Genomic DNA, 25,587 nt, shown 5'->3' with positions numbered 1-25,587 from the left:
AGGAAGGAGCACCCCTTGCCACCCTAGTCGGTCGCGATCATGCCTTCGGGCGTGAAGAGATAGCGGGCAAGGGTTTCGTCGAGATGTCTGGCCCGAACCGCCAGCAGCTTTTCGGCATAGTCAAGGCGGGTGCGCAAATAGGCCTCCTCCTCGGCGACATTGGCGAGACAATCGGGATCCTTCTCCAGATCATAGAGCAAAGCCGGGAAGCCCGGGATGTGGACATAATGGAATTTCTCGTCGCGCAACACCGCCAGCGAGCATTCCTCCTGCCGCATGCGGGCCTTCAGCTCCGGATATCTTTCGCGCAGACCGCGGAAATCAAACTCGTAGAAGGCAGCATCGCGCCAGCCTGAGACCGGGTTGCCATCAACATGTTCCATGAGCGAGGTGCCATCAAGCGCGTTGGTCGCCTCAAGGCCCAGAATTTCGAGCACGGTTGGCAACACATCAGCGCTTGAGGTGAAGGCTTCGACGGTCTCGCCGCGTCCGCCGCCGGGGGCTCGAATAATGAGCGGAATATGATAGCTTGATTTGTGGAAGCCGCCCTTGCCCATCATCCAGTGATCGCCCATCATTTCGGCGTGGTCGGCGGTGAAGATGAAAAGGGTATTTTCCCAGAGGCCGCGCCGCTTGAGGCTATTGATCAACTGACCAATGCAATCGTCGACTTCGGACATCATGCCAAAATAAATAGCCCTGATGCGGTCGATGTCATCGGCGCTCAAATCCTTGACCAGATCATTCGAGCCGTAATTGCCCTCGGCGTCATAAGTGAGGAAACCATTCACACCGATGGTCTTCATCAACATCTCGGAGAAGGGATCGGCGGCCATTTCTTCCTCGGCGCTGTTGTGGCGTTGATAGGCCGGGCCGTTTGCCTTGGGGTCATACATGCCATTATAGGGCTCGGGCACGATGAAAGGCGGATGGGGTGCGATGAAAGACAGATGGGCAAAGAAGGGATTGTCTTCCCCTTCCCGCTCGTCAAGCCAGTTTTCCATCTTGTTGATGAGGAAAGCGGCCTGCGTTTCATCCTTGCTGAAGAAAGGAGCCTTGAGGGACACCCGCTCGCCCGCTTCCATTTCCGGGATATGAAGCTGTGTCCTGTCCTCGATGGAATGGCCGCGCTCCTTGAGCCAGCTAACCCATGGCTTGTAATCCTCAAGCAGCAGCTGGCCAGCTTCCATGCCCGGCAATATGCCTTCATAAGTGGTCAATGCCGGATCGCTCGGGTCGCGTCCAGCCGGGTCCAGTGCGGTGTCGGTATAGCCGAACAGGGTCGGCCTGTAGCCTGCCCTGCGCCCTGCTTTGGCGATATTGTCGAAGCGGTCGGCAAGGGGAGCACCATTCTGCACCACGCGGTGGTTCATCTGGTAAAGGCCGGTATAGAGCGAGGCCCGCGAGGGTGAACAGGGGGCGGTGGTGCAATAGTGATTTCTGAAAGCCACCGCATCCGCCGCCAGCGCATCCAGATTGGGCGTCTTGACGGTAGGATGGCCCATGCTTCCCAGACAATCGCCGCGCCATTGGTCCGCTGTTATAAGAATGATGTTGGGACGGGTCATTGAAGGGCCTCACGTAGTCTTTTGCCAGATCCGCTCGGGGTGAGCCAAAGGGATCAAAATGCGCGATCACTTGTTCACCAGGTCACAGTGTCAGAGCGTCAAATGATCATGTTTGCCTTGCCCGCTTGTGACAAGAAGGCTCTGTGGCGTAGCAAAGCTGATTCCTGTGACAGCTTTGCCAAATTTTGTCTTTTGCCCACAAGCTGATGCGCAGTGTGGGCAAAATGCGAGCCTAAAAGCGCTCGATCAGTGCAGGCAGATCGGCAACCGTATCAATGACATGATCTGCGCCACCATCCTTGAGCATTTTCGTAGCCGCACGGCGAAGGGTGTCGATCTCGCTTTCAGACATCAAAGCCAGCTCATCCGGCGTCTTACCAACGAAATTGCCCGAAAGCGCCAACCCGACCGCGATGCAGCCAGCGGCAACACCTTCCTGAAGGCCAGGCACCGTATCATCCACCTTGATGACAGCGGATGGCGGATAGACCGCCAGATCCACGAAGGTCTGATACATGCCCAACGGCCCCGGACGCCCTTCGGAAAGATCATCGGAGCAAATCAGATTGTCCGGCACAAACCCCTGTTCTTTGACGATGGGCAGAACATGCTCCATGATCGAGCGTGTGTAACCCGTGGTCGAGCCAATCCTGATTTTGCGATCTCGCAAATAGCGAATGGTCTCAAGCGCACCGGGAACCAGATCGGCATAGTCTGCGGCAACCTTTTCATTCATCGGCACGAAAATCTTGTAGATCTCGTCAACATCGGCATCGACCGGGGCCTTGCCATATTTCTCCTGCCATTGGCGGGCAATGTCGGGATCATCCAACATGGTGCGAATATGAGACCATTTGGGCAGTCCCATGGGGGCGCGAGCCTGCTCAATCGAGCTTTCGATGCCAAATTGCCTGAAGCATTCGACAAAGACACCCATTGGTGCAAAAGAGCCAAAATCAACGAGGGTTCCAGCCCAGTCAAAGACAACAGCCTTGATGTCGGTCATCCTCAATCCTTTCTTTCTTGTCTGCCTTCGCCATATCTTTTGCCGGACTTTACTCTCTTGCCCGCTGCAACGGCATGGGTCAGGCATTCAGCGTCTTGCGTTCTTCAAAGGCTGCTTGTGGCGGGGCTGCGGAACGGACCCCCAGCACCTCAAGGCATTCCCTTGCTGCCTTGACGACACGCAGCATGATGGCTTCGTCCATCTGGCCGATGCAGCCGATGCGGAAGCTGTCCACGATGGTTAATTTTCCCGGATAGATGATGAAGCCCCTGGCTTTCATCAGCTCATAGAAACTTTCAAACCGGAACTTTTCGTCTTCCGGGCAGAAGAAAGTCACGATAATCGGCGACAGCCAACGCTCATCAAGCAGGGTTTCAAAGCCAAGGTCTCTCATGCCAGCGACCATGACGTCCCGGTTCCTTGCGTAGCGTGCACCGCGCGCCTTTATGCCCCCTTCGGCTTCATGATCCGTGAGGGCCTTGAGGAAGGCCGCCACGGCGTGGGTGGGCGGAGTGAAGCGCCACTGGCCACTTTTCTCCATATTTTCCCACTGGGCATGAAGATCGAGGCTCAGTGAATGGCAATTGCCTTTCGACGCCACGAGTTCAGAACGCCGGACCAGAGCAAAGCCGAAACCGGGCACCCCTTCGATGCATTTGTTGGCCGAAGACACCAGAGCCTCGAAACGGATCTCGGATGGCTCAACCGGGATGGCTCCGAATGCGGACATGGAATCGATCAGCAATTTGCGCCCCGCAGCATAGGTTGCTGCGGAGATCTCGGCGATCGGATTGAGAATCCCCGAGCTTGTTTCGCAATGGATTGCAAGGACATGGGTGATATCGGGATCCTTGGCAAGGATCTCGGCGACTTCGTCTCCGCGCGGTGGCAGATAGTCGCCCTTGTCCAGAAGATGATAGGCACGACCGATATAGTCCATCGTTTTTGCGGCGCGCAGGCCATAGGCCCCATTTGCCAAAATCAGAATCTTGCCCTCTTCGGGCAGCAGGGTGCCGAGCATCGCCTCGACCAGATAGGAACCGGACCCCTGGATCGGCACACATTCAAAATCTGCCTTGCCTTCTCCGAGAAGATCGAGCAACCGGGTGCGCAGCTCGGCGGTCATCGCCCGGAAGTCAGCATCCCAGCTGCCCCAATCTTTCAGCATTGCCGCCTTGACTGCATAAGAGGTTGTAAGCGGTCCGGGCGTCAGCAGAAAAGGCTCGCCCATTTTCGGATCGGCCAAGCCATTTGCATGCAAAGGCTGTTCGCTCTCGTTTTGCTCGTCCAACATCATGACTGTCTGGTTCCTTGAACTCGAATTCAGGCCTTTTGCCTCATCTCGCCCTGTTCCCGTCATCTTGATTGTGCTTTGGCATGCAAAACCGACAGAAATCACGGCACATTCATCCGGATGTATAGACCTCTATACATCCGCCTATCAGTTCGGTACCGGTGTGTTGGCGATAGAGACAGAAGCGCCTCGACTTGCGCAATTTGACAACAGACGTCATTTACGGACGCCCGTCATCCCGCTCCAGATTCAGAGCGGTTTGACAGGTCCGCTTTGCGAAGTCAGGTTCCTGACAGACAGTCACGCACACAGAGATACCTATCCAGCCACACCGGAGAATGGTCACGCTTCCTCAATGGGGCTGGGACAAACAGGTCCCAACCAGAAAATCGGAGCATCCCTTTCCGGGTAGCCAGAAACCTGACCTTGAGTAATTTATCTATTTTACAGTTTTATGAATTTCCGATAATTATAACTTGTAATTATATGTATAAGTTCGGCGTTATACATTAATCGATTACCCTCTTGGCTCAACAGCTTTGAACATGGCATCGATTGCCGCGACATGTTGCATCTCGGGCAGGCAAGCCAAATAGTGAGATACTGTCAGGTCGTCATCATCAACAGGAACCGTCACCAGATCATTGGACGGAAGGACTTCGCCCTCCATGGCCACACCGATGCCCATTCCCGACTGAATCGTGCTCACAATCGCCCCCCAAGAGCCGAGAGCCAGAACGGTGTTCAGAGTGACACCGGCCTTTGCGGCGGCTTGCTCGAACAGGCTTCTGGTACCGGAACTGGTTTCCCGCTGTACGAGTGATTGCGTGGCGACATCCTGCCAGCTCACGAGGCCCTTCATTTCAAACGGATGGCCTTTCGGTACAACAAGCACAATCCGCTCGGTTCTGATCTTGAGCGTATGCATCACGTCAGGTTGTGCCTTGGCAGTTATGAAAATGACGTCCAGCTTGCCATCAAGCAGCAAGGGAATCAGATCATTGGAAGCCATGTCCCGAGCTTCAATGTCCACATCGGGGAAGCCCTGCATGAAGCGTGAAAGGATTGGCATTGCAAACTGATAAGTTGAATAGCCAAGCCGCAAAGACCCCACTTGCAGGCGTCGCCGCCCCTCCAGCGCCAACTCGATCTCGTCTGTCATGGCCAGAACGGACCGGATGCGGGACAGAATTTCCCGGCATGTCGCAGTCGGTTCAGCTTGTCGGCCATTCCGATGAATCAGCAATGTGTGATAGTGCTTCTCAAGAGCAGATAAGTGATTTGAAACAGAGGGCTGTGAAATGCCCAGCTCCTTTGCAGCGGCAGAAAAGCTGCCGGTGCGCACGACTGCCTCGACAGCCCGCATCTGATTGATTGATAATTTCATTCCCAAAACCCATTCGTCGCTACCAGAAATCTAGTGGATCACAGATGACAATCAAATGACAAGCCCGTAGACGCTCGTAGCCATTCCAACGCAGCTATCACAGACACGCTCAGAAATATTCATTGTGTATCCGTAATAAATTTAGAGATTTAGATATTGGACTGGAAACACAGGTCGAAGACTACCAAACCGGTGAAAATGTACCATTCAAGTTGTCACAATCAGGAGTTTTTGCGACTAAATGGCAAAAAGACTGTTACGACGATAAGGTTATGTACCGACCAGTTCATTCGAATTCAGTTAAACGTTTGCTCTCGTCTAACAGGTATTTTTTCTTACAGCTCAGCCCAAAATTGTTGCCGATATTTTGCGAACCATCAATCCGAAGCTTGTGGAGAATTATTTTGGCTCGTCTTTCGAAGAGGTTTTTACCCGGCACATTTTCGTGATCGTCGAGTTTTGCCATACCAATTTCAAGCAAATCGACTCATCTTGCATCAATGCAAAACAAACCGATGTCATCCGGGTCAGACTCTGTAAATCACGTGTTCACGCAAAGTCGGTCACGGAATATTTCCGGCTATATGTGATTGTCCTTGTCTGTTTTTACAAGTGCATCTCGAAAAAATTTCATGAGCATCAAAAGCCAGGGCAATCCGTGAAACAGGAGGTCGAAAATATCGATCGGCCGCGACAGGGTACCAGAGGTGAGCATCTTCAGTTTTTGCCAAATGTGGGGCTCGGGAACGAAGGGAGCCAGACCCAGCGTCAAGCAGGCGATCAACAATGTCGGGAAAGAGATCTGATCAAGGATCTTGAACATGTAGGCTCCTGAATTGGCGTGCGAGGGGGCTTTAGTGCTGGCACGCCTGCGGCAAACGTCCTCTTTCAGGTCAGAGCAGGACGCCAGTTCGTCGTTGCTATCGTTATTTCAATCTTGTTGCAACTATGCTTTTGGCCGATTGCCCTTGCGTCACAAGCCTCCGCCCCTAAATCCTGCGGCCTTGCGACGGCTCTGTTGATCCCAAAAGCCGGTGCCCTCACTGATAACCATCTTGCCAAGAGATGTGGCTCGCCTATATTCTTTATTTCTCACTTTCCAATTCTTTCAAATTCAGGGGGGCGCAGCGTGTTTGACGCATCAAAAATCATCGGTGAATTTCTGGGATCCTCATCAATCGACGCGGATGATTTGTTGCGACGCGGCACGTCCTATCTTGAGAAAAACGCCGGCGGCATAGGCGGGGGCGCCATTGCAGGCAGCCTTGCCGGTCTGGTCCTTGGCACCAAGGGCGGGCGCAAATTTGCAAAAAATGCCTCCACTTATGGCGGGCTCGCGCTGATTGCCGGTCTCGCCTACAAGGCCTATTCGGATTATCAGGGCAAGACCGCAGGTGTTCCAATCGTTGATGGCAAGGTGGGCAGTGATCCAAAGTCCATTCCGGCCAGCCTGCATGTTCCTGAAGGTGTGCCACAGGTCGAAACCCATGTGCCCGTGGTGCCCATGGGATCCGGCTTCGAGATCAACGAAATGACAGAGCGGGCCTCCGGTTTCGGAGCGACACTTGTCAGCGCGATGATTGCAGCCGCCAAAGCCGACGGCCAGATCGATGCGGAGGAACAGAAGGCCATTTTCGAGAAAATTGGCGAAGAGAAACTCAGCGCCGAAGAAAAGGCCTTTTTGCTGGACCAGCTCAGCAAACCGCTTGATATCGACAGTCTGGTGTCGCAGGCGCAGACCAAAGAGCAGGCCATGCAGATCTATCTGGCGTCCGTGATGGCGATAGACCCCGACAACCCATCGGAGCAAGCCTATCTGGCAATGCTTGCGGCCCGCCTCGGGATCGAACCTGCGTTGGCAGAACACCTGCACCAGACCATGAATGACGTGGCAGATTAATAGGGCTGCGCGGCTCTGGCGGCCGCTTTTGTCAGACTCACTCAAAATGAGCTAGTCCGTTTCAGAACTGGCTCACGAGGCCCCTCGGCGCTATAATCTGGATGTAGGATTTTCAATTCATCATCCAGTGCCTGAGAGGTCACGATGCTTCAGTCTGTTTTCAAGCAATCCCGTCCGGTTCATTTTGTTTTTTCTGCCGCCCTTCTCTTGTCATGCATGACGAGTGAGCGCGCAAGCGCCAATGATTCAACGGCGCTACTGGAAGCGGGTGGCATTCGGCTCACCGAGAATTACAGTATTTCCCTTGATGTCGAGGATCTCTATATCAGTGCGGACCAGATCCGGATCCACTATGAGTTTGTCAACACAGCCGATTATGACATCAAAACTCTCGTGGCCTTTCCGGTGCCGGAGATCGACTCCTTTCCGGACGCCCAGTATTCTGTCCAATCGGACGACCCCATCAATTTCCTCAATTTTTCAGTGACAGCCAACGGCGTTGCCATCAAGCCGGAGATCGAAATCAAACTGACCGTCAACGGCGTTGATTTCACCGATGACATTCTGGCCAGTGGTCTGCCGCTCAGCCGCTTTTCGCCCGACTATTATGACCGGCTGGAAAAAATGCCGGAAGCCAATCGCAGGATCCTTGCCGACAAGGGATTGATCGACTGGGAACCCGGCGTCGATTTCTACGGCACCAACTGGAAAATGCAGACCATTTACCACTGGTGGCAGACCTTCCCTGCGAAAAGCCGCACCATCATTGATCACGCCTATCAACCGGTCGTGGGGTCGAGCTTCTATTCGACGGAGTATGAAGATCCCGCTCAACTTGAACGTTTCTGCCCCGATGATGGCTTCATTCAATCCATGCGCAACAAGATCATTCAGTCGGGCAACACTTACGCGGAGGTGGATGAGTTGAAATATATTCTTCAAACCGCCAACAACTGGATGGGGCCTATCGGTGACTTCCGTCTCGTCATCGACAAGGGAGCACCGGGCGATCTGGTCTCACTCTGCATCAATGACATCCGCAAAATTGCGCCAACAGAGTTCGAATTCCGTGCCAAGGACTTTGTTCCCGATCAGGATCTCGACATTCTGTTTTTCAAACAGCCCGAAAGTCAGGGTGAATAGACAAGGGACCAATGCGCCATTTCCGGGGTCATCTCAGCGCTTGTGCCTTGTCTTGGTGTCAGCGCTCCAGGCTGACCCAGAGAACGACAGCCTCTTCATCACCTGTTGAAACGCAGCAATGGCCCATGGAGCTATCATAATAGACGCTGTCCCCTGTCTTCATGGCCAGGGGGCGGTAATGCTCGGTATGCAGTTCCAATTCGCCGGAAAGCACATACATGAATTCCTCGCCGCGATGGCGTATCCAGTCGCCAAAGTCGGAAATATCGCGGGCCTTTATGGTGCTGACATAGGGCAGCATCGATTTGCTGGTCAGCTCATTGCATAACAGCTCGTGGCTGTAGGTGGCCGTAAGCTTTTGCTCCCCCTCCCCTTTGCGCGTTACGTCGCGACGGCCGGACAGGTCGCTCTTGGCGGTTTGCAAGAACAGGTTCGGCGTCTCAAGCTCAAGCGCCTGTGTCAGGCGTCTTACGATATCAAATCCCGGACTGGTCTGGCCATTTTCGATCTTGGACAAGGTGGAGCGGCCAATACCGGCATGGCGGCCGGTTTCCTCAAGGGTCCAGCCCTTTTTCTTGCGCGCATCGCGAACCATTTGCCCCAATTCGTCCATGCCCGGTGCGGAGGGTGCATTGGCAAGCGCGGGAGCGGATGGCGCCGGAATCGCTTCGGTGACGGACATGTCTTCCTGTAGGCTCTCAATCGCCCCTGTTTCACCGCGTTCAAGATCACCCATGGATCTGTTCCTTCCGTCTCTTTCTTCCTTGCCTCAATGGCATGCAAAAAGCCCTACCTTTTGAGCAAATCCACGCTGTTGCGTGATGCGGTCAGCCACGGGAGATGAAAGCTGTTCTCTTTCAACCGAGCAACCGTCCTCTTCATAACACAATATTGCACAAAGTGGAAATTTCCCTTATAAGAAACACAACATAGTAATGACCTCAGGAATCAGCGGCATTCTGGTCTTTTCGCCTGTTTCTTTTACGATACCAGCCGTTCGTTTCCCTTGGAAATCGCCTCCCGGACTGCCACCATGACGGCAAAGAGAGGCAAGACGATAAGGAATGGGCAATGACTTTCAAACTCACCGATTATGAAGCTTATGATTTTGCCAACCGGCGCCATATCGGCCCCTCGCCTTTGGAGATGGCGGAGATGCTCAAGGTGATCGGATTTTCCACCCTTGATGAGCTGATTGATGCCACGGTCCCGCCCTCCATTCGTCAAAAGCAACCACTGAGATGGGGCGGCGCTCTGACAGAAGGCGACACCCTGCACCGCATGCGTCAGGTGGCGAACAAGAACAAGGTGCTCACATCGCTGATCGGTCAGGGCTATTATGGTACCACAACTCCACCGGTCATCCTGCGCAATATTCTTGAAAATCCCGCATGGTATACGGCCTATACGCCTTATCAGCCGGAAATCAGTCAGGGTCGGCTTGAGGCTCTTCTCAACTTCCAGACCATGGTATCTGATCTGACGGGTCTTGAGATTGCCAACGCATCTTTGCTTGATGAAGCCACAGCCGCAGCAGAAGCGATGACCATGGCCAAGCGGGCCTCGAAATCCAAGGCCAATCTGTTCTTTGTCGATGAGAACTGCCACCCCCAGACCATCGCGGTGATCGAAACGCGGGCAGAGCCGCTTGGTCTGGATCTCAAGATCGGTGCGCCCGAAGAGCTTGATCCATCCGAGGTGTTCGGCGCGATTTTCCAATATCCGGGCACCTATGGTCATGTGCGCGACTTCACCGGAACCATGGCCGCCCTGCACGAAAACAAGGCACTCGGGATCGTGATCGCCGACCCGCTGGCGCTGGCGCTGTTGAAATCCCCCGGCGAGATGGGAGCTGACATTGCTGTGGGATCGACCCAACGCTTTGGTGTGCCCCTGGGTTATGGCGGACCACATGCGGCCTACATGTCCTGCAAGGACGCCTATAAACGCTCCATGCCTGGCCGCATCATTGGCGTGACCATCGACAGCCGTGGCCGCAAGGCCTATCGTCTTTCACTCCAGACCCGCGAGCAGCATATCCGCCGCGAGAAAGCCAACTCCAACGTCTGCACAGCGCAAGCCCTTCTGGCGGTGATTGCCTCGATGTATGCGGTTTATCACGGGCCAGATGGCATCAAGGCCATTGCGCAATATGTCCATCGCCGCACGGTTCGCCTTGCGGACGGGCTGGAGAAACTCGGCTTCAAGGTGGAGCCGGACGTGTTTTTCGACACCATCACTGTCGAGGTTGGCGCGCTACAGGGCGTCATCATGAATGCTGCCGTTGCCAACGGTATCAATCTGCGCAAAGTGGGCGCGAGCAAAATCGGCATCAGCCTTGATGAGCAGACCAGACCGGAAACGGTTGAGGCCGTCTGGAAGAGCTTTGGCGGCACCCTCGTCTACGGCGCTGATGAACATGCGCGCGAGGAAGACGTTCAATACCGTCTGCCGACCAGCAACCTGCGTGAAACGGACTATCTCACCCATCAGATTTTCCATCTCAACCGAGCCGAAGCAGAGATCACCCGCTATATGCGCCGCCTTGCGGACCGCGATCTGGCGCTTGACCGGGCGATGATTCCGCTTGGCTCCTGCACCATGAAGCTCAATGCCACGATCGAGATGATCCCGATTACCTGGCCGGAATTTGCCAATCTGCATCCGTTCGTGCCCGAAGATCAGGCCCTTGGTTACAAGGAAATGATCGAGGATCTCAATGCCAAGCTGTGCCAGATAACCGGCTATGACGCGATCTCCCAGCAGCCCAACTCCGGTGCTCAAGGGGAATATGCGGGCCTCATCACCATCCGCAACTATCATAAGGCACGCGGTGAAGGGCATCGTCATATCTGCCTTATTCCGACCTCCGCTCATGGCACCAATCCCGCCTCGGCCCAGATGGCAGGCTTCAAGGTCGTGCCGGTCAAATCGGCAGAGAATGGCGACATCGACCTTGACGATTTCCGCGCCAAGGCAGAGCAATATGCCGACGAGCTGGCGGCCTCGATGATCACCTACCCCTCAACGCATGGGGTATTTGAAGAGACTGTGCAGCAGGTTTGTGCCATCACCCACGAATTCGGCGGGCAGGTCTATATTGACGGGGCCAACATGAATGCATTGGTCGGGCTGGCCAAACTGGGCGAGATTGGTGGCGATGTCAGCCATCTCAACTTGCACAAGACCTTCTCCATTCCCCATGGCGGTGGCGGACCGGGCATGGGGCCGATCGGGGTCAAGTCGCATCTGGCAGACTTCCTTCCGGGACATCCGGAGCGTAACGCCGCCATCGGGCCGGTATCGGCGGCCCCCTTCGGCTCGCCGTCCATCCTGCCGGTCAGCTGGGCCTATTGCCTGTTGATGGGCGGAGCGGGCCTCACGCAGTCGACCAAGGTGGCGATCCTGAATGCCAACTATATCGCTGTCAGCCTCAAGGGCGCCTTTGAAACCCTCTACAAGTCCGACAGGGGCCTCGTAGCGCATGAATGCATTCTCGACACCCGACCGTTGCATGATAGCTGTGGGGTCACGGTCGACGATATCGCCAAGCGGCTGATGGACAATGGCTTCCATGCGCCAACCATGAGCTGGCCGGTCGCGGGAACCCTGATGGTGGAGCCGACGGAATCCGAGCCGAAAGCCGAACTTGATCGCTTCATTGCCTCGATGCTCGATATCCGTGCCGAGGCGCAGGCCATTGAGGATGGCGAGATTGATCGGGACAACAATCCGCTGAAAAATGCACCACACACGGTGCGGGATCTGGTTGGCAGCTGGAACCGGCCTTACAGCCGCAAGCAAGGCTGCTTCCCTGCCGGGGCCTTTGAGATCGACAAATACTGGCCACCCGTCAACAGGGTGGACAACGCCTATGGTGATCGGCATCTGGTTTGCACCTGTCCGCCAATGGATGTCTACCAAGAGGAAGACGCATAAGTCCTGAGCTTTGATGCAGGTGCGAACTGTTGTTTCACTTGCAGATTACGCCCTTCAAGAGACCCGGCTATTATGTCAAGCACGACTAATAGTCGGGTCTTTTTTTCTTCCAATGACGCCCAATTCCGCTAAACAACGGCTTTTACCTGCAAAAACCTGTTATTTTGCAGTGCAAAAAATCGCTTTTTTAACAAATACGGATGGAATTTCTGACAAAAAAACCTAATTATTCTTCTACAAAAGTAGGAGACCCAAATGACTTCCAATGAAAAAGAGATCGAACTTTTTCAACTTGCCCGTGAAATTGCAATAGACTCTGAAGCTATTCTGCCCCTTAGCTACGATCTTAAAGAGCAGACTGCAACTCAGGGAACACTCGACGCACAAATTCTTGCCTATAGTATCGGCCGCGAAAAAGTACGGCAGGGAAATGTGGAATTCGACTTTCCAGTTCTTATGCAAGCCATTGAAAAAATTATAGAAGACGCTGCCTAATATTAGACTCGACTAATTGACTGCTTCGAGTGGGTGACCCTTACTCACCTTTGACTGTTCCCTCTGCGGGTGATCGCGACGCGTCTCCATAGTCTGGTGTCCCACGAAGCCGTGAGTGGCCCTCCTGTCACGACCCTCAGGCCGGTTCTTCATGCCGCAAGCAAGCGTGAGAGATCGCGGGTGGCTTTTCGCCCGCCATTGTATTGCCCGCCTTAGTGTTACCCTCCTTTGTGTTACCTGCCTTGCCGGTGCCAACTGGTCTTTTGCCCTTGCCAGACGCCCTTTCAGCTTTCACACTGCACCGGTTCCATCAGAAGAGAGGGGAAGGACATGCTTGTTCCTGGGCAGACATATAATGCATCATGCCATTGCGGCTCGGTAAAGTTTCGTGTTCGGCTGTGCGAGGCCCCCAATGCGCCGCGACGCTGCACCTGCTCGATATGCCGGATGCGCGGGGCGGCAGCCGTATCGGCTCCGCTGGACGGGGTTGACTTCTTGGAAGGCAAAGAGTTTCTGACACTCTACCAGTTTGGCACGATGACCGCCGAGCATTATTTCTGTTCCAAATGCGGTATCTATACCCATCACAAGCGGCGCTCGAACCCCAACGAGTATGGGATCAATGTCGCCTGCATTGAAGGGGTCAGCCCGTTCGACTTTGCCGAAATCCCGGTGCATGACGGGGTCAACCATCCCAATGATACGGACGGCAAAAACAGGCTTGCCGGAGTGCTGCGGTTCGAGAAATCGTAACGCAGCAAGATCTCGAACACGGGGCTGATAACGGCAAGGCACATTGTCGTGCCGCGCCACGTCCTTTCAGGCAAGTGCGAGCACAATCCCTCTCCTCTCCGCAACATCATTTGAGGCGTTGCGGAGACGGTGTTTGTCATGGTCAGATCAGAAATTGGCAGGCCGGCAGTTATATCCGCTCAGATTGCATTGCCCATATCGACCGCTGCCCGAGCGACACATGATCCAGACGCAATAGCTTTTATTGCGCCATTCATGGATCTTTCTGACATGGTAATCGCCCACATAGTAACCGCAGACTTCGCGATTGTAGCTTCCTGTCCGGCTGCGCAGCACCCTCACCTCATCGATGCCGCGATTTCCGCTATAGGCCCGAACAGCGCATTCTCCAACACCGATTGCATATGCCGGACTTGTGGCGAGCATCAGGGCGCCAAGTCCAAGAGCGCCGATTATTGCTTTTACAAACATCTTGCTCCTCCCAGACGTCAAGTTTGATTTGTTTCTGGACAGAAACATTATCGCATATATTCGCGGCCCTGTTGAGAGCTACAGCCGTAGTGCCTTGGTCGGGGCGCTTTGGCTTGAAAAGCCTCGGTAAGGCCCTAAACCCATGCATCAGAAAACCATGCCTCAGACATGAAAAAGCCGGAGCAGCAATGCCCCGGCCTTTTTGAATTCTCGACAGGTTTGGCGCTGTCTAGCCGCCGAAATCGTCAAGCATGATGTCTTCGCGATCAACGCCAAGATCAAGCAGCATGTTGATCACGGACTGGTTCATGATCGGAGGACCGCACATGTAATATTCGCAGTCTTCCGGTGCTTCGTGTGTCTTCAGATAATGCTCATAGAGCACATTGTGAATGAAGCCGGTGTAACCGTCCCAATCATCCTCAGGCAGAGCGTCGGACAGAGCCACGTGCCAGGTAAAGTTCGGGTTAGTCGCTGCCAGTTCGTCAAAGTCTTCCACGAAGAACATTTCACGTTTGGAGCGCGCACCGTACCAGAAAGTGATCTTGCGGTCGGTATGGATCCGCTTGAGCTGGTCGAAGATGTGCGAGCGCATAGGGGCCATACCGGCACCACCGCCGACGAAGACCATTTCCTTCTTGGTGTCGCGGGCAAAGAACTCGCCGAACGGACCGGAAATGGTGACCTTGTCACCGGGCTTGAGGTTGAAGATATAGGACGACATCTTGCCAGGAGGGACGTTTGGCATGCCCGGAGGGGGCGAAGCGATACGCACATTGAGCATGATGAGGCCTTTTTCTTCCGGATAGTTGGCCATGGAATAGGCACGCTCTACCGGCTCATCGACCTTGGAGACATATTGCCAGAGATTGAACTTGTCCCAATCTTCGCGATATTCCTCCTCGATGTCGAAATCCTTGTAGGCAACTTCATGAGCAGGGGCCTCGATCTGGATATACCCACCGGCGCGGAATTTGACATCCTCACCTTCAGGCAGCTCCAGCACCAGGTTTTTGATGAAGGTCGCCACATTCTCGTTCGAGCGGACAGTGCATTCCCATTTCTTGACACCGAAGACCTCTTCAGGCACTTCGATGACCATGTCCTGCTTGACCGCAACCTGACAGGAAAGACGATCCCCCTGACGTGCTTCACGCTTGGTGATGTGGGTCTCTTCGGTTGGCAGGATCGAGCCGCCGCCTTCCAGAACCTTGCACCGGCACTGGGCACAGGTGCCCCCACCGCCACAGGCAGACGGAACAAAGATTTTCTGACCGGCCAGAACACCGAGCAGCTTGCCACCAGCGGGAACGGAAATTGTACGCTCGCCGTTGATGGTGATATTGACATTACCGGTCGAAACCAGATGCTTGCGGGCATAAAGGATCAGGAACACCAGCGCCAGCACGATCAGCGTAAAGAAGGTAATGCCCAGGGCAAATTCTTGCATTGTATCGCCTCCCTTACAGTTTCACGCCGGAGAAAGCCATGAAGCCCATGGCCATCAACCCTGCGGTGATGAAGGTGACCCCCAGCCCTTGCAGGCCTGCGGGAATGTCGGAATATTTCAGCTTCTCGCGCACACCCGCCATCGCGGTAATAGCAAGGGCCCAACCAAGGCCGGAGGACACGCCGTAAACGGTACTCTCAGCGAAGTTGTAATCGCGTTCCACCATGAAGAGCGAGCCACCAAGGATCGCACAGTTCACCGTGATCAGCGGCAAGAAGATGCCCAGCGCCTGATAGAGCGCGGGGAAGAAGCGGTCGAGGATCATTTCCAGGATCTGCACCATGGCGGCGATCACGCCGATATAGGAGATGAGACCAAGGAATGTGAGATCGACATTTTCAAGTCCCAGCCAGCTCAGGGCGCCGTCCTTGAGAAGGAAAGTCAGGATCAGGTTGTTGGCCGGAATGGTAATGGCTTGCACCACGGTCACCGAGATCCCCAGACCGATTGCCGTTTCAATCTTCTTGGAAACGGCAAGGAAGGTACACATGCCGAGGAAGAAGGACAGTGCCAGGTTCTCAATGAAGATCGCCTTGACCGCAAGAGAAATAAGACCTTCCATGATCAGTGGCCTCCCTCTTGTTCAATGATGGAGAAGTCGCGCGCTTCCACCTGTTCCGGCTTCCAGGTCCGGAAGGCCCAGATGATCAGGCCGATGATGAAGAAGGCACTTGGTGGCAACAGCAGCAGTCCGTTTGGCACATACCAGCCACCATTGTTGACCGTCGGCAGAATGGTGATACCGAACAGCGACCCGGAACCAAACAGTTCGCGAACCACACCAACCATCATCAGGATGAGCGAATAGCCAAGGCCGTTGCCAATCCCGTCGAGGAAACTCTCGATTGGCGGGTTTTTCATGGCATAGGCTTCAGCGCGCCCCATCACGATACAGTTGGTAATGATCAGGCCGACGAAAACCGAAAGGGTTTTCGAAATCTCGTAGGCATAGGCCTTGAGGATCTGATCAACCAGGATCACCAGCGAGGCGATGATCACCATCTGAACGATGATACGGATATTGTTCGGAATGTGGTTGCGAATGACCGAGATGAAGAGGTTCGAGAAGGCTGTCACCAGCGTCACGGACAAGGCCATGACGAAGGCGACCTTCAGGGATGAGGTCACAGCGAGGGCTGAACAGATGCCCAGAACCTGTAGTGTGATCGGGTTATTGTCGACCAACGGGTCGACCAGCATTGTTTTTCTGCTTGGTTCTGACATTAGACTGTCCCCGCTTTCAGATTATCAAGGAACCGCTTGAAGCCTTTCTCGCCCATCCAGAAATGAATGAGGTTATCGACCCCGCGGCTGGTCAGGGAAGCGCCCGCCAGGCTATCGATGTGATAGCTTGCCGTGTCTGCGTTCGGCACCTGTTTGGAAACGGCAATTTTGACCTTGCCATCGTCACCATAGATCTTTTTGCCCGGCCACTGGGCTTTCCAGCGCGGGTTATCAACCTCGGCACCAAGGCCCGGTGTTTCACCCTGTTCATAGAACTGGAAACCGGCCACTTCGTTGCCATCGGCCTTCAGGGCGACAAAACCATACATGGTCGACCACAGGCCATAGCCGTGAACCGGCAGGATGATCTTTTCGATCCCGCCCTGGTCATCGCGAATGATATAGACACTTGCGAGCTTGGCCATGCGGCCGATACTTGCCGGATCATCGTCAAGACCGATTGAGCGTGCCGGATCCTTGGAGGCCGCCCGCTGGTCATAGGTTGCCGGATCGGCGGCATCGGAGAAGGTGCCGGCTTCGACATCCACCAGACGTGGCTCGACTTTCTCGTTGAAGGTTTCGGTAACATCGATACCGGGCTTGTAGAGCCCTGCCACTTCGAGAATGTTGCGGCGTTTGTCCAGAACCTTGTTTTCAGCCTGAACCGGTCTTAGCGCCACTGCGGCGGCGGACACGATCATGGAGCAGAACAGGCACAGGACAACAGCGACGATCACCGTTTTAACCGGGTTGTCGGCTGGCATTGCCAGAAAACGACCCCATGGTCCCATTTTCTTTTCAGTTGCCTCAGGCATTGCGTGCAGCCCTCCGCTTGATGTTGGCGCGAACAACGAAATAATCGATGAGCGGCGCAAAGATGTTGCCGAACAGGATCGCGAGCATCATGCCTTCCGGGAAAGCAGGGTTGATGACGCGGATCATGATGACCATGAAGCCTATCAGGAAACCGTACCAGAAACGGCCAGCCTGCGTGTGAGCGGCGGAAACAGGTTCGGTCACCATGAAGACAAGACCGAATGCCCAGCCACCAAGCACCATGTGCCACCAGAATGGCATGGAGAACATCGGGTTGGTGTCAGAGCCGATGAGATTCAGCAAAGCGGAGAAAGCCACCGTACCGGCTACACAGCCAGCGATCAGACGCCAGTTGGCAATGCGTGTGACCACCAGCATGACGCCACCGATAAGGCAGGCCAGCGCCGAGGTTTCACCCATAGAGCCTTGCATGATGCCGATAAAGGCATCCCACCAGGAAAGGCCGATACCGGAAAGGGCCTCATGGCCTTGCAGCGCGGTCACCCCGAGGGCGGTTGCGCCGGTGAAGCCATCGACCGGGGTCCAGATCGCATCACCGGACATTGCGGCCGGATAGGCGAAATAGAGGAAGGCACGGCCAACCAGAGCCGGGTTGAGGAAGTTCTTGCCGGTGCCGCCGAACACTTCCTTGCCCATCAGGACGCCGAAGATGATGCCCAGAACGACCATCCACAAGGGGGTGGATGCCGGAACGATCAGCGCATAGAGCATGGATGTAACGAAGAAGCCTTCGTTGATCTCATGGCCCCGGACAATCGCGAAGATCACTTCCACGACGCCGCCCGCTGCCAATGTGAAAATATAGATTGGCAGGAAGTAGAGCGCCCCGTGCGCAAGGCACGCGAAAATGCTGTCGGGGTTGAAGCCGATGCCGAGCGCCGTCAGGATCCATGCACGCCAGCCCTCAACCTCGGTGAGGCCCATGGACTGGATCGCCAGGTTGGTCTGATAGCCGGTATTGTAAAGGGCCATCAGAATGCATGGGAATGTGGCAATCACCACATAGGACATGACACGTTTCAGATCGATGTCGTCGCGCGCATGAGGCGCGGCTCTTGTCACCGACTTAGGTGTGTAGATGAAGGATTCCACCATTTCGTAAAGGGCGAAATACCGTTCCAGCTTGCCGCCTTTGTGGAAATGCGGCTCAATGCTGTCGAAGAAATTGCGCAGACCCAAGGCTTAGCCCTCTTTTTCGATTTTGACGAGATTGGCGCGAAGTGCTTCGCCATACTCATATTTCGAGTGACAGATGAAGGTACACAGTGCCAGATCCTCTTCATCCAGTTCCAAAGCACCCAGCTTCTGGGACAAGTCCGTATCCAGCGTCAGCAAGGCACGCAACAACTGGGTTGGCAGGACATCCATCGGCATGACGCGCTCATAGGAGCCAAACGGTACCATGGCACGCCGACCACCGCGCTGGTTCGTTCCGAACGCGAATTTCTTGTCGCCACCAAGCAGGGATGACAGATGCACGTTGTTGAAGGACCAGTAATTCATGGACGGGTAGCCCCAGCCCAGAATGCGTTGCTTGTGATCCTCTTCGATCAGGGTGATCTGACGGGATGACCGGGAAAGGAAGGCAAATTGCTCCTCGGCCTTGACGCCGGAAAGGACCGAACCGGAAATCACGCGGCAGTCAATGCCAGTTTCGATTTCGCCTGCGGTCAGTTCGTCGGTTGAGGCACCCGCGCGGGTTTTAACAAGTCGCGGGTTGGTGGCAAGCGGACCACAGAGCGAGATGACCCGATCTGTATCGATCTTGCCGGTAAGGAACAGGTTGCCGATTGCAATCACGTCTGCATAGGAGATGGACCAGACGGTCTTGTTCGCGCTGACCGGATCGAGGAAATGGATATGCGTGCCAGCAAGGCCAGCCGGATGAGGACCTTCGAAGGTTTCGAAGACGACCTTCTCGGATGTCACACCGGGCATTTTGGCTTCCGGTGCATGGCAGACATAGACATGTCCGTCCGTCAGATTCGAGATGGCATCGACACCGGCGGTAAAGGCCTTGTCATTCTCGGCGATGACAACCGCCGGATCTGCGGCCAGTGGATCGGTGTCCATGGCGGTGACGAAAATGGAATGAGGCACTGTGTCCTGAAGCGGCACATACGAGTATGGCCTTGTCTTGAAGAAGGTCCACTGCCCGCTTTCATAAAGGCGTTTTTGCACTGTTTCACGCGGCATCGCGCTCAGCTTGTCGGCGGCTGTCGTCTCGAAGGTGACTTCTTCCTCGACATCGTCCAGTGCGATCACGATGGTCTCAAGCACGCGGCGTTCGCCACGGTTGATGGCCACGATGGTTCCGGCACCGGGTGCCACATAAAACACGTCTTCGGACGCTTTGTGCAAAAAGAGAGGTTGACCCTTCTTGACCTTGTCCCCCTCAGCAACAAGCATTTTGGGCTTTAGGCCGATGAAGTCCCTACCATTCACTGCCACTTTGGTTATTTTTGGCCCTTCATGAATGGTCTGGACAGGAGCGCCTGTAATCGGCAGATCCAATCCTTTTTTTAGCTTCATAGCATACCTTGACTGAATGAGTTTCCCGGCGCCCCTCGCGCCTAATCATATACGGTGTAGTCCTAACACGGTTCTTTGCTAACGAGGGAAAGAAAACAATTCAAGTGCATTTGCGACGAGATGGCCCGCTTTTGCCATTGGTCGCAATTTTTAATCGATTAAATGAGGCAATTTTCCCCCGCCATCCTTACTAGTTCATGAGGCAAACCAGTTAAAAAACCTTGACTTCAGTCAAAGAACGGCTCAACTAGGCCGACATGATGCATAATAAGGCAGACATCCATAGTTTCAGCACGATGTGCCTCAATGGTCAAGTTAAGGTCGAGGATCGATTTGCGTTCTTTGTTTAAGCTTATTCCCCTGATTTTCGTATGTTTTTCCCTCTCAGGCTGCGATCTTTTGTCCGAACAGACCGATGAGTATGTGTTGCGCGGCAACACCATGGGGACGAGCTATACCATCAAGGCATTGCATGCCCGTGGCAAGGTCGACGAGGAAGCACTTTATAACGATATCAAGGCCACTCTGGATGAAGCGAACGAGGACTTGTCCAACTGGATCGAGGATTCTTCAATCACGCGTTTCAACGAAAGCCACTCGACCAATTGGCAACAGATAAGCCCCCACTTTTTTGAAGTTCTACAGGCCGCAAACGAGATTCACACACTAAGCGGCGGGCGATTCGACATCACGGTCTCTCCGCTTGTCGATCTTTGGGGATTCGGCCCCAAGGACAGCAAGAGCGAGCCCAGCGAGGCGGAAATAGAGGCCGCGCTTGCCAATGTCGGACAATCCAGACTCGTGCAAATCAAGGACAATCCACCCATGATTCGCAAGCTCAGGAGTGGTGTGACAATCACCCTTGGCGCGATTGCAAAGGGCTATAGCTCGGATTTGATTGGCCGCACCCTTGAGAAGCACGGCATTACCAATTATCTGGTAGAAATTGGTGGTGACCTCATGGTGCATGGTTTCAACGCCATGGGAGAGCGCTGGCGCGTGGGCATCGAAAAGCCTGATGATACCGGCAGATCGGTGCAGATGGTCGTACCGGTGACCGACATGGGCATTGCAACGTCCGGTGATTACCGCAATTTCTATCTCGACAGCGAGGGGCGGCGGAAATCACACATCATTGATCCGGTGAGCGGGCGTCCGGTGACGCACAGTCTGGCATCGGTGACCGTTTTGGCCCCGGATGGAAAGGATGCCGACGGATGGGCGACCGCCCTTCTGGCACTGGGTGAGGCGGATGGACGCGCCCTTGCTGACAAACTCGACATACCGGCCTATTTCATCCGTCGGGAAGCGGGTGGATTCGAAACATCGGCCAGCAAGGCGTTCGAAGCCTTGATGTCTGAAGCGAAATAAGTGATTGTCCGATGTGGGCCGTTATGCGGTCCGAAGCGGATGCATGGAGGGAAATATGCAAACCTTTATCGTGGCGTTTGGCGCCTTCTTGATTGTGGTTGTCGGCATGGCGATTGGCGTGATGTTCAAGCGCAAACCGATCGCCGGATCGTGCGGTGGCCTCAATGCCATTTCCGACGCCGATCATTGCCTGATCTGCGGTGCATCGGTGGATCCGGACAGCCCGCTCAAGGAACGCATTCATGGTGAATGCCCGCGCAAAAAGGCAGAACGTGAAAAAGCCGAGCGGGAAGCGGCGATGGCGACGCAGGGCTGATGTCCTTTCTTGTTTCGGTCCTGCTGATCTGGCTTGTTGCGGTGATATCGCCGGGCCCAAATCTGTTTCTGGTGCTGCGATACAGCCTGATTGGCCAGCGCCCCCAAGCCCTTGCGGCCGCAGCGGGGATTGCCAGTGGCACTATGGTTTGGGGTCTTGCGGGGCTGCTCGGTATTGTCTCGCTGTTCGTGACCTTTCCGCAGCTCTTCCTTTTTCTCAAGCTTGCCGGTGCGGCCTATCTGGCTTTCACGGGGCTGAAAATGTTGCGCGCAGCCTGGCGCAATGACTATTCCCCTGCGACTGCGGAAGCACCGAAAACAAAGGCTTCGCCCCGCCGGGCCTATGGTGCGGGGGTCGTGACCAATCTCAGCAACCCCAAGACAGCGATTTTCGTCTCCGCCCTGTTCGCAGCCGCAATGCCGGAAAGTCTGCCCCTGCCCTACGGGTTGTTGGGGGTGGGCGTGATGGCATCTGTTTCCATCGTCTGGTATTCGCTCGTCGCATTCCTTTTCACGACGCAGCGCGTCTCGAAAATGGCGCACCGGATTCGGCGCTGGATCGACGGCATCGCGGGTCTTGCCTTCTTGCTGTTCGCCGGGCGCCTGGTGCTGGACCGCAGGTAACCGGCCTGAATTCTCTCGCCAAGCCCCTCCCTATCCGCAGAGCGATACCGTCATGATTGTCGAAAACGAAGATATGGGTACCCCGTTCGAAGCAACCTGCTTGCAGGTCGACAACCCGAGGGGGCTGATTTTGTTCGCCGTCGGGCGTGGTGGACAACCAAAACGGCACATGGCCTTGCTGAGCCGCTTTTTTGATGCCGGATACAGCGTTATCGCACCACATTTTGACCTGCTCGCTCCCGGATTGGTCTCAAAAGCCGATCTGGCGTTGCGCGTGTCCCATCTCTCTGCGGCGCTGGACAGGGTGTCCCCGGACGGCCTGCCGCTTTTTGGTGTGGGACATTCCATCGGCGGCACAGCCCTGATGATCCTTGCCGGAGCGAGAGCCCATACGCGAGCTGGCGAGATGATTGAAGCACCGCGCAAGCTGGCATTTCGCAAGCTTGGACTGTTGGCACCCGCCGTTGCTTTCTTTCAGGCTCCGCATTGCCTTGACAAGGTGACCGCCGAAACCAGACTCTGGGTTGGCGAGAACGACACCATAACGCCACCAGAGCAGATGCTGATCCTTGAAAAAGGCCTGCCGGCAGCATGCGCCTTTCGCCTTGAGCGGCTGGCTGAAACCGGCCATTTCACTTTCATGGATGAGCTTCCACCCGGTATCACGGACAGACACCCGGACAGAGCCACCTTTCTCGCATCGATCAGGGCGTCCCTGCTCGACCATATCGAGGGCTGACCACAAGATGTGATGGCTCCCCCTCCCCTCGTCTTTCCTCTTAGTGGGGCACAAAGGGAATAAAGGCGAGGATGCAGAAACAAGCGGTTGCGACAAGACCCGCCAGCCAGCAATTGCGTTTCCAGTGCGTGCCCTGCTGTTTCCAGTTATCGCGAAAGATTTTCCCTGCAAGCACAAAGACAACAAGCAGAGCAATCCCGAGATAGGGGTTTGTTATGGCCAGTTGCGACACATCGCTCTCCTTCTGTTTGCCTCATTGGGCGTTTCCTTGCGGCCTGGTTGCCTTTGCGGCCCACCTGATCCTTTGGAAGGTGAATAGCAACCTCACGCCGCCCTTGCCAAGGAATTCTGCTTTTCTCCTTTGGGGAATAGCCCTAATGTGCGACAAACGCAAATCATTCGCCTCAAGATCGATCCAGCAAAGACCGAGCTCAAGCCCGTGCCTATCAATACACCATCTGCCAATTTGCCCATCGACAGGGGTGCACCCTCAATCCTGCGGCTGGCCGGATTTCTGTCCATGTCCGGGTTGCTGTCAACCTCGGCCATTCTGGTCGATGCCAACATGGTTGGGCCGATTGGCGATGAAACCCTTGCAGGTCTCGGCCTTTGCGCAGGGCTTTACGGGGTCTTCATGGCGCTGCTGTTCGGCTTGGGATCTGCGGCCCAGATCCTGCTGACGCGTGCGTTCGGAGCGGGGCAAAAAGAGCTTTTCAGCAAGCGGCTCCTCGCCATTCTTGCCATCGGGCTCGCTCTCAGTGTCATTCTGGTGCTGCTGTTTCGCTTCAACATCAATTTTCTGGTCGACCGTCTGGCGACGACATCGGGCATCGGCTATGCCGCCAAGCGCTATCTGGCCTTGATGGTCTATGCGCCACCCCTTAGTTTTGCAGCCTATCTGCTGACCATCAGTTTTGATGTGAGGCGGCAGGCGATGCGGGAGTTACGCGGCTATGGCATTGAGCTGCCGCTCAACCTGATTTTGAATGCGCTGCTGATCTATGGCTGGTTCGGCGCACCGGAACTGGGCATCAGGGGAGCGGCCATTGCCACACTGATCAGTCAGGGCGCAAGGCTTTGTTATCTTGTTGTTCTAACACTCAAAGACCTGAACCGGCGCTCTGCTGAGTTTCCGGCATCGCCCCCCCAGTCCGATGCGCTCTCTGACGAGATCCTGCCGCGTTCGGTGGTGCTGCCTGTTACGCTCAATGTCGCGGCGCTGATTGTCGGGGCGCAGGCCTATCAGTTGCTTTTTGCCCAGATGCCCTATCTGTCCTTCGCCGCCCTTGCCCTGATGGCTCCGTGGATTTCCATTGCCAATGTGGTCGGGCGGGCGATTGCCATGTCTGCGACGCTTTCCAGCGCGGATCTAGAGCGGGGAAGCGAGACGCTCGCCAACGCGATACGCTCCATCCTGGCGGCGCTGCGCATTCTGGCCCCGCGGCTGACCCTTCTGTTTATCGGAGTTACCTTGCTGGTGGATCTGTTCTCATGGCATATTTCCGATCCGGTGCGGATCAACTTCCTGACTCTGGTTCCTTTCGGTGCCATGCTCGTGCTTGTGCGCACGCTGTCGGTGACCATCGGTGCGGTTCTGAGAGCGGTAGACAATCCCAAGTGGGTGTTTGCCGTGCAGGTCGGACTGCAATGGTGTTTTGGCGTACCGCTTCTGTTGCTGATGATACAGGTGTTCGACTTGCCGCTGCTGGCGGCCTATTCGATCCTTATTGCCGAAGAGGCGCTGCGCCTTGGTATCATGTGGCAGCGCCTCCGCCGTCATACCATGGCCTGATAAGGCGGCGCAGGATCATATTGCATGCCCTTTTGCACTGCGCGGGCAAAGTCCGGGCCATACCAATGTCCGACCAGCCAGAGGCTCATGTCGATCCCGGCAGACACGCCGGCACTGGTCACCAGATTGCCATCGCGAATATAGCGGTATTGCGGTCTCACATCGGGCTTTTCATGCCGTTCGCTCAAGGTTTGGGCAAAGGCGCTGTGTGTGGTGATCTTGCGGTTCTTGGTCAGACCCGCTCTGGTCAACAACAATGAGCCGGTGCAGACACTGGTCATCCATTCCACGCGCTCGCCCATCATGCTGATCCAGTCGATCAAAACCGGGTTGTCAACCTCACTGCGTGTCCCCTGCCCTCCGGGGACCAGCAAAACATCAAGAGCTTGCGTTTCAGCAATTGTCCTGTCGGGCAAGACCCGCATACCCTTGGCGCAACGTACCGTTCGGTCATGCTCGCTGATCAGCGACATCCTGTGGATGTCCTTTTTGTTCAAGAGCTTTTCACCGACCAGATTGGACATCGAGAAAACCTCCCAAGGTCCCACAAAGTCGAGCTCTTCCACGTCGTCAAAAATCAAAATTCCTATATGTTTGGTCATCTCCGGTTCTCGCGTCCATCTCACCACTTCTGATCATCATCGCACATTTTGCACGGAATAGTGCTTTTAACTCAAAAAAAAATGT

27 protein-coding genes are annotated in these 25,587 nt (G+C 55.0%); 11 read left to right on the top strand and 16 right to left on the bottom strand.

Annotated features, from left to right (window positions below; genetic code table 11):
• Positions 1 to 23: 23 nt before the first annotated feature.
• The 3 genes from ACHZB8_RS21985 to ACHZB8_RS21975 form a co-directional block, all read right to left on the bottom strand.
• On the bottom strand, positions 24 to 1,568 hold the full coding sequence (locus ACHZB8_RS21985) for a sulfatase-like hydrolase/transferase (RefSeq protein ID WP_316863464.1): 1,545 nt from the start codon (positions 1,566 to 1,568) through the stop codon (positions 24 to 26).
• A 232-nt stretch (positions 1,569 to 1,800) separates the two neighbouring features.
• Positions 1,801 to 2,574 carry a phosphonoacetaldehyde hydrolase gene (phnX, locus tag ACHZB8_RS21980; RefSeq protein WP_316863463.1) on the bottom strand — a complete coding sequence of 258 codons (774 nt, stop codon included), beginning with the start codon at positions 2,572 to 2,574 and terminating at the stop codon, positions 1,801 to 1,803.
• Between the two features lie 79 nt (positions 2,575 to 2,653).
• Complete coding sequence (locus ACHZB8_RS21975; RefSeq protein ID WP_394706246.1) at positions 2,654 to 3,871, bottom strand: 2-aminoethylphosphonate--pyruvate transaminase; 1,218 nt, start codon at positions 3,869 to 3,871, stop codon at positions 2,654 to 2,656.
• Between ACHZB8_RS21975 and ACHZB8_RS21970 the strand changes: the two genes are divergently transcribed.
• Positions 3,870 to 4,280, top strand: a complete 411-nt coding sequence (locus ACHZB8_RS21970) for a hypothetical protein (RefSeq protein ID WP_316863462.1) — start codon at positions 3,870 to 3,872, stop codon at positions 4,278 to 4,280. The two genes, ACHZB8_RS21975 and ACHZB8_RS21970, sit on opposite strands and share 2 nt — an antisense overlap.
• A 105-nt stretch (positions 4,281 to 4,385) precedes the next feature.
• Here ACHZB8_RS21970 and ACHZB8_RS21965 read toward each other — a convergent pair whose 3' ends face one another.
• The 3 genes from ACHZB8_RS21965 to ACHZB8_RS21955 form a co-directional block, all read right to left on the bottom strand.
• On the bottom strand, positions 4,386 to 5,255 hold the full coding sequence (locus ACHZB8_RS21965) for a LysR substrate-binding domain-containing protein (RefSeq protein WP_316863460.1): 870 nt from the start codon (positions 5,253 to 5,255) through the stop codon (positions 4,386 to 4,388).
• 286 nt (positions 5,256 to 5,541) lie between these two features.
• On the bottom strand, positions 5,542 to 5,721 hold the full coding sequence (locus ACHZB8_RS21960) for a hypothetical protein (RefSeq protein ID WP_316863458.1): 180 nt from the start codon (positions 5,719 to 5,721) through the stop codon (positions 5,542 to 5,544).
• Between the two features lie 114 nt (positions 5,722 to 5,835).
• A complete protein-coding gene (locus ACHZB8_RS21955) occupies positions 5,836 to 6,078 on the bottom strand; it encodes a hypothetical protein (RefSeq protein ID WP_316863456.1) in 243 nt (80 codons plus the stop codon).
• A 306-nt stretch (positions 6,079 to 6,384) separates the two neighbouring features.
• Here ACHZB8_RS21955 and ACHZB8_RS21950 point away from each other — a divergent pair, with 306 nt between their 5' ends.
• Both ACHZB8_RS21950 and ACHZB8_RS21945 read left to right on the top strand, forming a co-directional pair.
• Positions 6,385 to 7,155: a tellurite resistance TerB family protein gene (locus tag ACHZB8_RS21950; RefSeq protein ID WP_316863454.1), complete on the top strand. Its 771-nt coding sequence runs from the start codon at positions 6,385 to 6,387 to the stop codon at positions 7,153 to 7,155.
• A gap of 144 nt (positions 7,156 to 7,299) precedes the next feature.
• Positions 7,300 to 8,298 (top strand): DUF4424 family protein, encoded by a 999-nt coding sequence (locus ACHZB8_RS21945; protein WP_316863452.1) that lies wholly within the window; start codon positions 7,300 to 7,302, stop codon positions 8,296 to 8,298.
• A 58-nt stretch (positions 8,299 to 8,356) separates the two neighbouring features.
• Here the strand turns inward: ACHZB8_RS21945 and ACHZB8_RS21940 are convergent, their stop codons facing one another.
• On the bottom strand, positions 8,357 to 9,034 hold the full coding sequence (locus ACHZB8_RS21940; protein ID WP_316863450.1) for a cupin domain-containing protein: 678 nt from the start codon (positions 9,032 to 9,034) through the stop codon (positions 8,357 to 8,359).
• A 335-nt stretch (positions 9,035 to 9,369) separates the two neighbouring features.
• On the opposite strand from ACHZB8_RS21940, the gene gcvP reads away from it, so the two are divergent.
• The 3 genes from gcvP to ACHZB8_RS21925 all read left to right on the top strand — a co-directional run bounded on the left by gcvP (position 9,370) and on the right by ACHZB8_RS21925 (position 13,485).
• Positions 9,370 to 12,237, top strand: a complete 2,868-nt coding sequence (gcvP, locus tag ACHZB8_RS21935; protein WP_316863449.1) for an aminomethyl-transferring glycine dehydrogenase — start codon at positions 9,370 to 9,372, stop codon at positions 12,235 to 12,237.
• A gap of 255 nt (positions 12,238 to 12,492) precedes the next feature.
• The gene (locus ACHZB8_RS21930; RefSeq protein ID WP_316863447.1) at positions 12,493 to 12,732 is read left to right on the top strand and encodes a hypothetical protein; all 240 of its coding nucleotides are present in this window, start codon (positions 12,493 to 12,495) and stop codon (positions 12,730 to 12,732) included.
• A gap of 330 nt (positions 12,733 to 13,062) precedes the next feature.
• Positions 13,063 to 13,485 carry a GFA family protein gene (locus ACHZB8_RS21925; RefSeq protein WP_316863446.1) on the top strand — a complete coding sequence of 141 codons (423 nt, stop codon included), beginning with the start codon at positions 13,063 to 13,065 and terminating at the stop codon, positions 13,483 to 13,485.
• 147 nt (positions 13,486 to 13,632) lie between these two features.
• Here the strand turns inward: ACHZB8_RS21925 and ACHZB8_RS21920 are convergent, their stop codons facing one another.
• The 7 genes from ACHZB8_RS21920 to ACHZB8_RS21890 form a co-directional block, all read right to left on the bottom strand.
• Entirely contained in the window at positions 13,633 to 13,956 is a 324-nt protein-coding gene (locus ACHZB8_RS21920; protein WP_316863445.1) for a hypothetical protein, read from the bottom strand.
• A gap of 229 nt (positions 13,957 to 14,185) precedes the next feature.
• Positions 14,186 to 15,406, bottom strand: coding sequence for an NADH:ubiquinone reductase (Na(+)-transporting) subunit F (nqrF, locus tag ACHZB8_RS21915; protein ID WP_316863444.1), 1,221 nt, complete (start codon positions 15,404 to 15,406; stop codon positions 14,186 to 14,188).
• A gap of 13 nt (positions 15,407 to 15,419) precedes the next feature.
• Positions 15,420 to 16,028, bottom strand: coding sequence for an NADH:ubiquinone reductase (Na(+)-transporting) subunit E (gene nqrE / locus ACHZB8_RS21910; protein WP_316863442.1), 609 nt, complete (start codon positions 16,026 to 16,028; stop codon positions 15,420 to 15,422).
• Positions 16,029 to 16,030: 2 nt separating this feature from the next.
• Entirely contained in the window at positions 16,031 to 16,690 is a 660-nt protein-coding gene (locus ACHZB8_RS21905; RefSeq protein ID WP_316863441.1) for an NADH:ubiquinone reductase (Na(+)-transporting) subunit D, read from the bottom strand.
• Entirely contained in the window at positions 16,690 to 17,505 is an 816-nt protein-coding gene (locus ACHZB8_RS21900) for a Na(+)-translocating NADH-quinone reductase subunit C (protein ID WP_316863440.1), read from the bottom strand. Before ACHZB8_RS21900 ends, ACHZB8_RS21905 begins: the two co-directional genes overlap by 1 nt.
• Positions 17,498 to 18,706 carry an NADH:ubiquinone reductase (Na(+)-transporting) subunit B gene (locus tag ACHZB8_RS21895; RefSeq protein ID WP_316863438.1) on the bottom strand — a complete coding sequence of 403 codons (1,209 nt, stop codon included), beginning with the start codon at positions 18,704 to 18,706 and terminating at the stop codon, positions 17,498 to 17,500. Before ACHZB8_RS21895 ends, ACHZB8_RS21900 begins: the two co-directional genes overlap by 8 nt.
• Positions 18,707 to 18,709: 3 nt before the next feature.
• Positions 18,710 to 20,059 carry a Na(+)-translocating NADH-quinone reductase subunit A gene (locus ACHZB8_RS21890; RefSeq protein WP_316863436.1) on the bottom strand — a complete coding sequence of 450 codons (1,350 nt, stop codon included), beginning with the start codon at positions 20,057 to 20,059 and terminating at the stop codon, positions 18,710 to 18,712.
• A 399-nt stretch (positions 20,060 to 20,458) separates the two neighbouring features.
• On the opposite strand from ACHZB8_RS21890, the gene ACHZB8_RS21885 reads away from it, so the two are divergent.
• The 4 genes from ACHZB8_RS21885 to ACHZB8_RS21870 are packed head-to-tail and all read left to right on the top strand — an operon-like array spanning position 20,459 to position 23,108.
• Positions 20,459 to 21,430, top strand: a complete 972-nt coding sequence (locus ACHZB8_RS21885) for an FAD:protein FMN transferase (RefSeq protein ID WP_316863435.1) — start codon at positions 20,459 to 20,461, stop codon at positions 21,428 to 21,430.
• 55 nt (positions 21,431 to 21,485) lie between these two features.
• Positions 21,486 to 21,746, top strand: a complete 261-nt coding sequence (gene nqrM / locus ACHZB8_RS21880; protein ID WP_316863434.1) for a (Na+)-NQR maturation NqrM — start codon at positions 21,486 to 21,488, stop codon at positions 21,744 to 21,746.
• The gene (locus ACHZB8_RS21875) at positions 21,746 to 22,369 is read left to right on the top strand and encodes a LysE family translocator (RefSeq protein ID WP_316863432.1); all 624 of its coding nucleotides are present in this window, start codon (positions 21,746 to 21,748) and stop codon (positions 22,367 to 22,369) included. Before nqrM ends, ACHZB8_RS21875 begins: the two co-directional genes overlap by 1 nt.
• Positions 22,370 to 22,421: 52 nt before the next feature.
• Positions 22,422 to 23,108, top strand: coding sequence for a hypothetical protein (locus tag ACHZB8_RS21870; protein WP_316863431.1), 687 nt, complete (start codon positions 22,422 to 22,424; stop codon positions 23,106 to 23,108).
• Positions 23,109 to 23,148: 40 nt separating this feature from the next.
• Here ACHZB8_RS21870 and ACHZB8_RS21865 read toward each other — a convergent pair whose 3' ends face one another.
• The gene (locus tag ACHZB8_RS21865) at positions 23,149 to 23,340 is read right to left on the bottom strand and encodes a hypothetical protein (protein WP_316863430.1); all 192 of its coding nucleotides are present in this window, start codon (positions 23,338 to 23,340) and stop codon (positions 23,149 to 23,151) included.
• 147 nt (positions 23,341 to 23,487) lie between these two features.
• On the opposite strand from ACHZB8_RS21865, the gene ACHZB8_RS21860 reads away from it, so the two are divergent.
• The gene (locus ACHZB8_RS21860; protein ID WP_316863429.1) at positions 23,488 to 24,900 is read left to right on the top strand and encodes an MATE family efflux transporter; all 1,413 of its coding nucleotides are present in this window, start codon (positions 23,488 to 23,490) and stop codon (positions 24,898 to 24,900) included.
• Here ACHZB8_RS21860 and ACHZB8_RS21855 read toward each other — a convergent pair.
• Positions 24,885 to 25,502, bottom strand: a complete 618-nt coding sequence (locus tag ACHZB8_RS21855) for a DJ-1/PfpI family protein (protein WP_316863428.1) — start codon at positions 25,500 to 25,502, stop codon at positions 24,885 to 24,887. The genes ACHZB8_RS21860 and ACHZB8_RS21855 overlap by 16 nt on opposite strands.
• Positions 25,503 to 25,587 lie beyond the last annotated feature (85 nt).

The organism is uncultured Cohaesibacter sp., assembly GCF_963556055.3.
Lineage (GTDB): Bacteria > Pseudomonadota > Alphaproteobacteria > Rhizobiales > Cohaesibacteraceae > Cohaesibacter.
Note: the sequence above shows the minus strand (reverse complement) of the source record. Positions and strands in the feature narration are given on the sequence as shown.

What these genes read in the sequence shown, in the direction of transcription:
- ACHZB8_RS21985 (WP_316863464.1), bottom strand. Translation starts at nt 1,568, where the DNA reads ATGACCCGTCCCAACATCATTCTTATAACAGCGGACCAATGGCGCGGC.
- phnX (WP_316863463.1), bottom strand. Translation starts at nt 2,574, where the DNA reads ATGACCGACATCAAGGCTGTTGTCTTTGACTGGGCTGGAACCCTCGTT.
- ACHZB8_RS21970 (WP_316863462.1), top strand. Translation starts at nt 3,870, where the DNA reads ATGACTGTCTGGTTCCTTGAACTCGAATTCAGGCCTTTTGCCTCATCT.
- ACHZB8_RS21975 (WP_394706246.1), bottom strand. Translation starts at nt 3,871, where the DNA reads ATGATGTTGGACGAGCAAAACGAGAGCGAACAGCCTTTGCATGCAAAT.
- ACHZB8_RS21965 (WP_316863460.1), bottom strand. Translation starts at nt 5,255, where the DNA reads ATGAAATTATCAATCAATCAGATGCGGGCTGTCGAGGCAGTCGTGCGC.
- ACHZB8_RS21960 (WP_316863458.1), bottom strand. Translation starts at nt 5,721, where the DNA reads ATGGCAAAACTCGACGATCACGAAAATGTGCCGGGTAAAAACCTCTTC.
- ACHZB8_RS21955 (WP_316863456.1), bottom strand. Translation starts at nt 6,078, where the DNA reads ATGTTCAAGATCCTTGATCAGATCTCTTTCCCGACATTGTTGATCGCC.
- ACHZB8_RS21945 (WP_316863452.1), top strand. Translation starts at nt 7,300, where the DNA reads ATGCTTCAGTCTGTTTTCAAGCAATCCCGTCCGGTTCATTTTGTTTTT.
- ACHZB8_RS21940 (WP_316863450.1), bottom strand. Translation starts at nt 9,034, where the DNA reads ATGGGTGATCTTGAACGCGGTGAAACAGGGGCGATTGAGAGCCTACAG.
- gcvP (WP_316863449.1), top strand. Translation starts at nt 9,370, where the DNA reads ATGACTTTCAAACTCACCGATTATGAAGCTTATGATTTTGCCAACCGG.
- ACHZB8_RS21930 (WP_316863447.1), top strand. Translation starts at nt 12,493, where the DNA reads ATGACTTCCAATGAAAAAGAGATCGAACTTTTTCAACTTGCCCGTGAA.
- ACHZB8_RS21925 (WP_316863446.1), top strand. Translation starts at nt 13,063, where the DNA reads ATGCTTGTTCCTGGGCAGACATATAATGCATCATGCCATTGCGGCTCG.
- ACHZB8_RS21920 (WP_316863445.1), bottom strand. Translation starts at nt 13,956, where the DNA reads ATGTTTGTAAAAGCAATAATCGGCGCTCTTGGACTTGGCGCCCTGATG.
- nqrF (WP_316863444.1), bottom strand. Translation starts at nt 15,406, where the DNA reads ATGCAAGAATTTGCCCTGGGCATTACCTTCTTTACGCTGATCGTGCTG.
- nqrE (WP_316863442.1), bottom strand. Translation starts at nt 16,028, where the DNA reads ATGGAAGGTCTTATTTCTCTTGCGGTCAAGGCGATCTTCATTGAGAAC.
- ACHZB8_RS21905 (WP_316863441.1), bottom strand. Translation starts at nt 16,690, where the DNA reads ATGTCAGAACCAAGCAGAAAAACAATGCTGGTCGACCCGTTGGTCGAC.
- ACHZB8_RS21900 (WP_316863440.1), bottom strand. Translation starts at nt 17,505, where the DNA reads ATGCCTGAGGCAACTGAAAAGAAAATGGGACCATGGGGTCGTTTTCTG.
- ACHZB8_RS21890 (WP_316863436.1), bottom strand. Translation starts at nt 20,059, where the DNA reads ATGAAGCTAAAAAAAGGATTGGATCTGCCGATTACAGGCGCTCCTGTC.
- nqrM (WP_316863434.1), top strand. Translation starts at nt 21,486, where the DNA reads ATGCAAACCTTTATCGTGGCGTTTGGCGCCTTCTTGATTGTGGTTGTC.
- ACHZB8_RS21875 (WP_316863432.1), top strand. Translation starts at nt 21,746, where the DNA reads ATGTCCTTTCTTGTTTCGGTCCTGCTGATCTGGCTTGTTGCGGTGATA.
- ACHZB8_RS21870 (WP_316863431.1), top strand. Translation starts at nt 22,422, where the DNA reads ATGATTGTCGAAAACGAAGATATGGGTACCCCGTTCGAAGCAACCTGC.
- ACHZB8_RS21855 (WP_316863428.1), bottom strand. Translation starts at nt 25,502, where the DNA reads ATGACCAAACATATAGGAATTTTGATTTTTGACGACGTGGAAGAGCTC.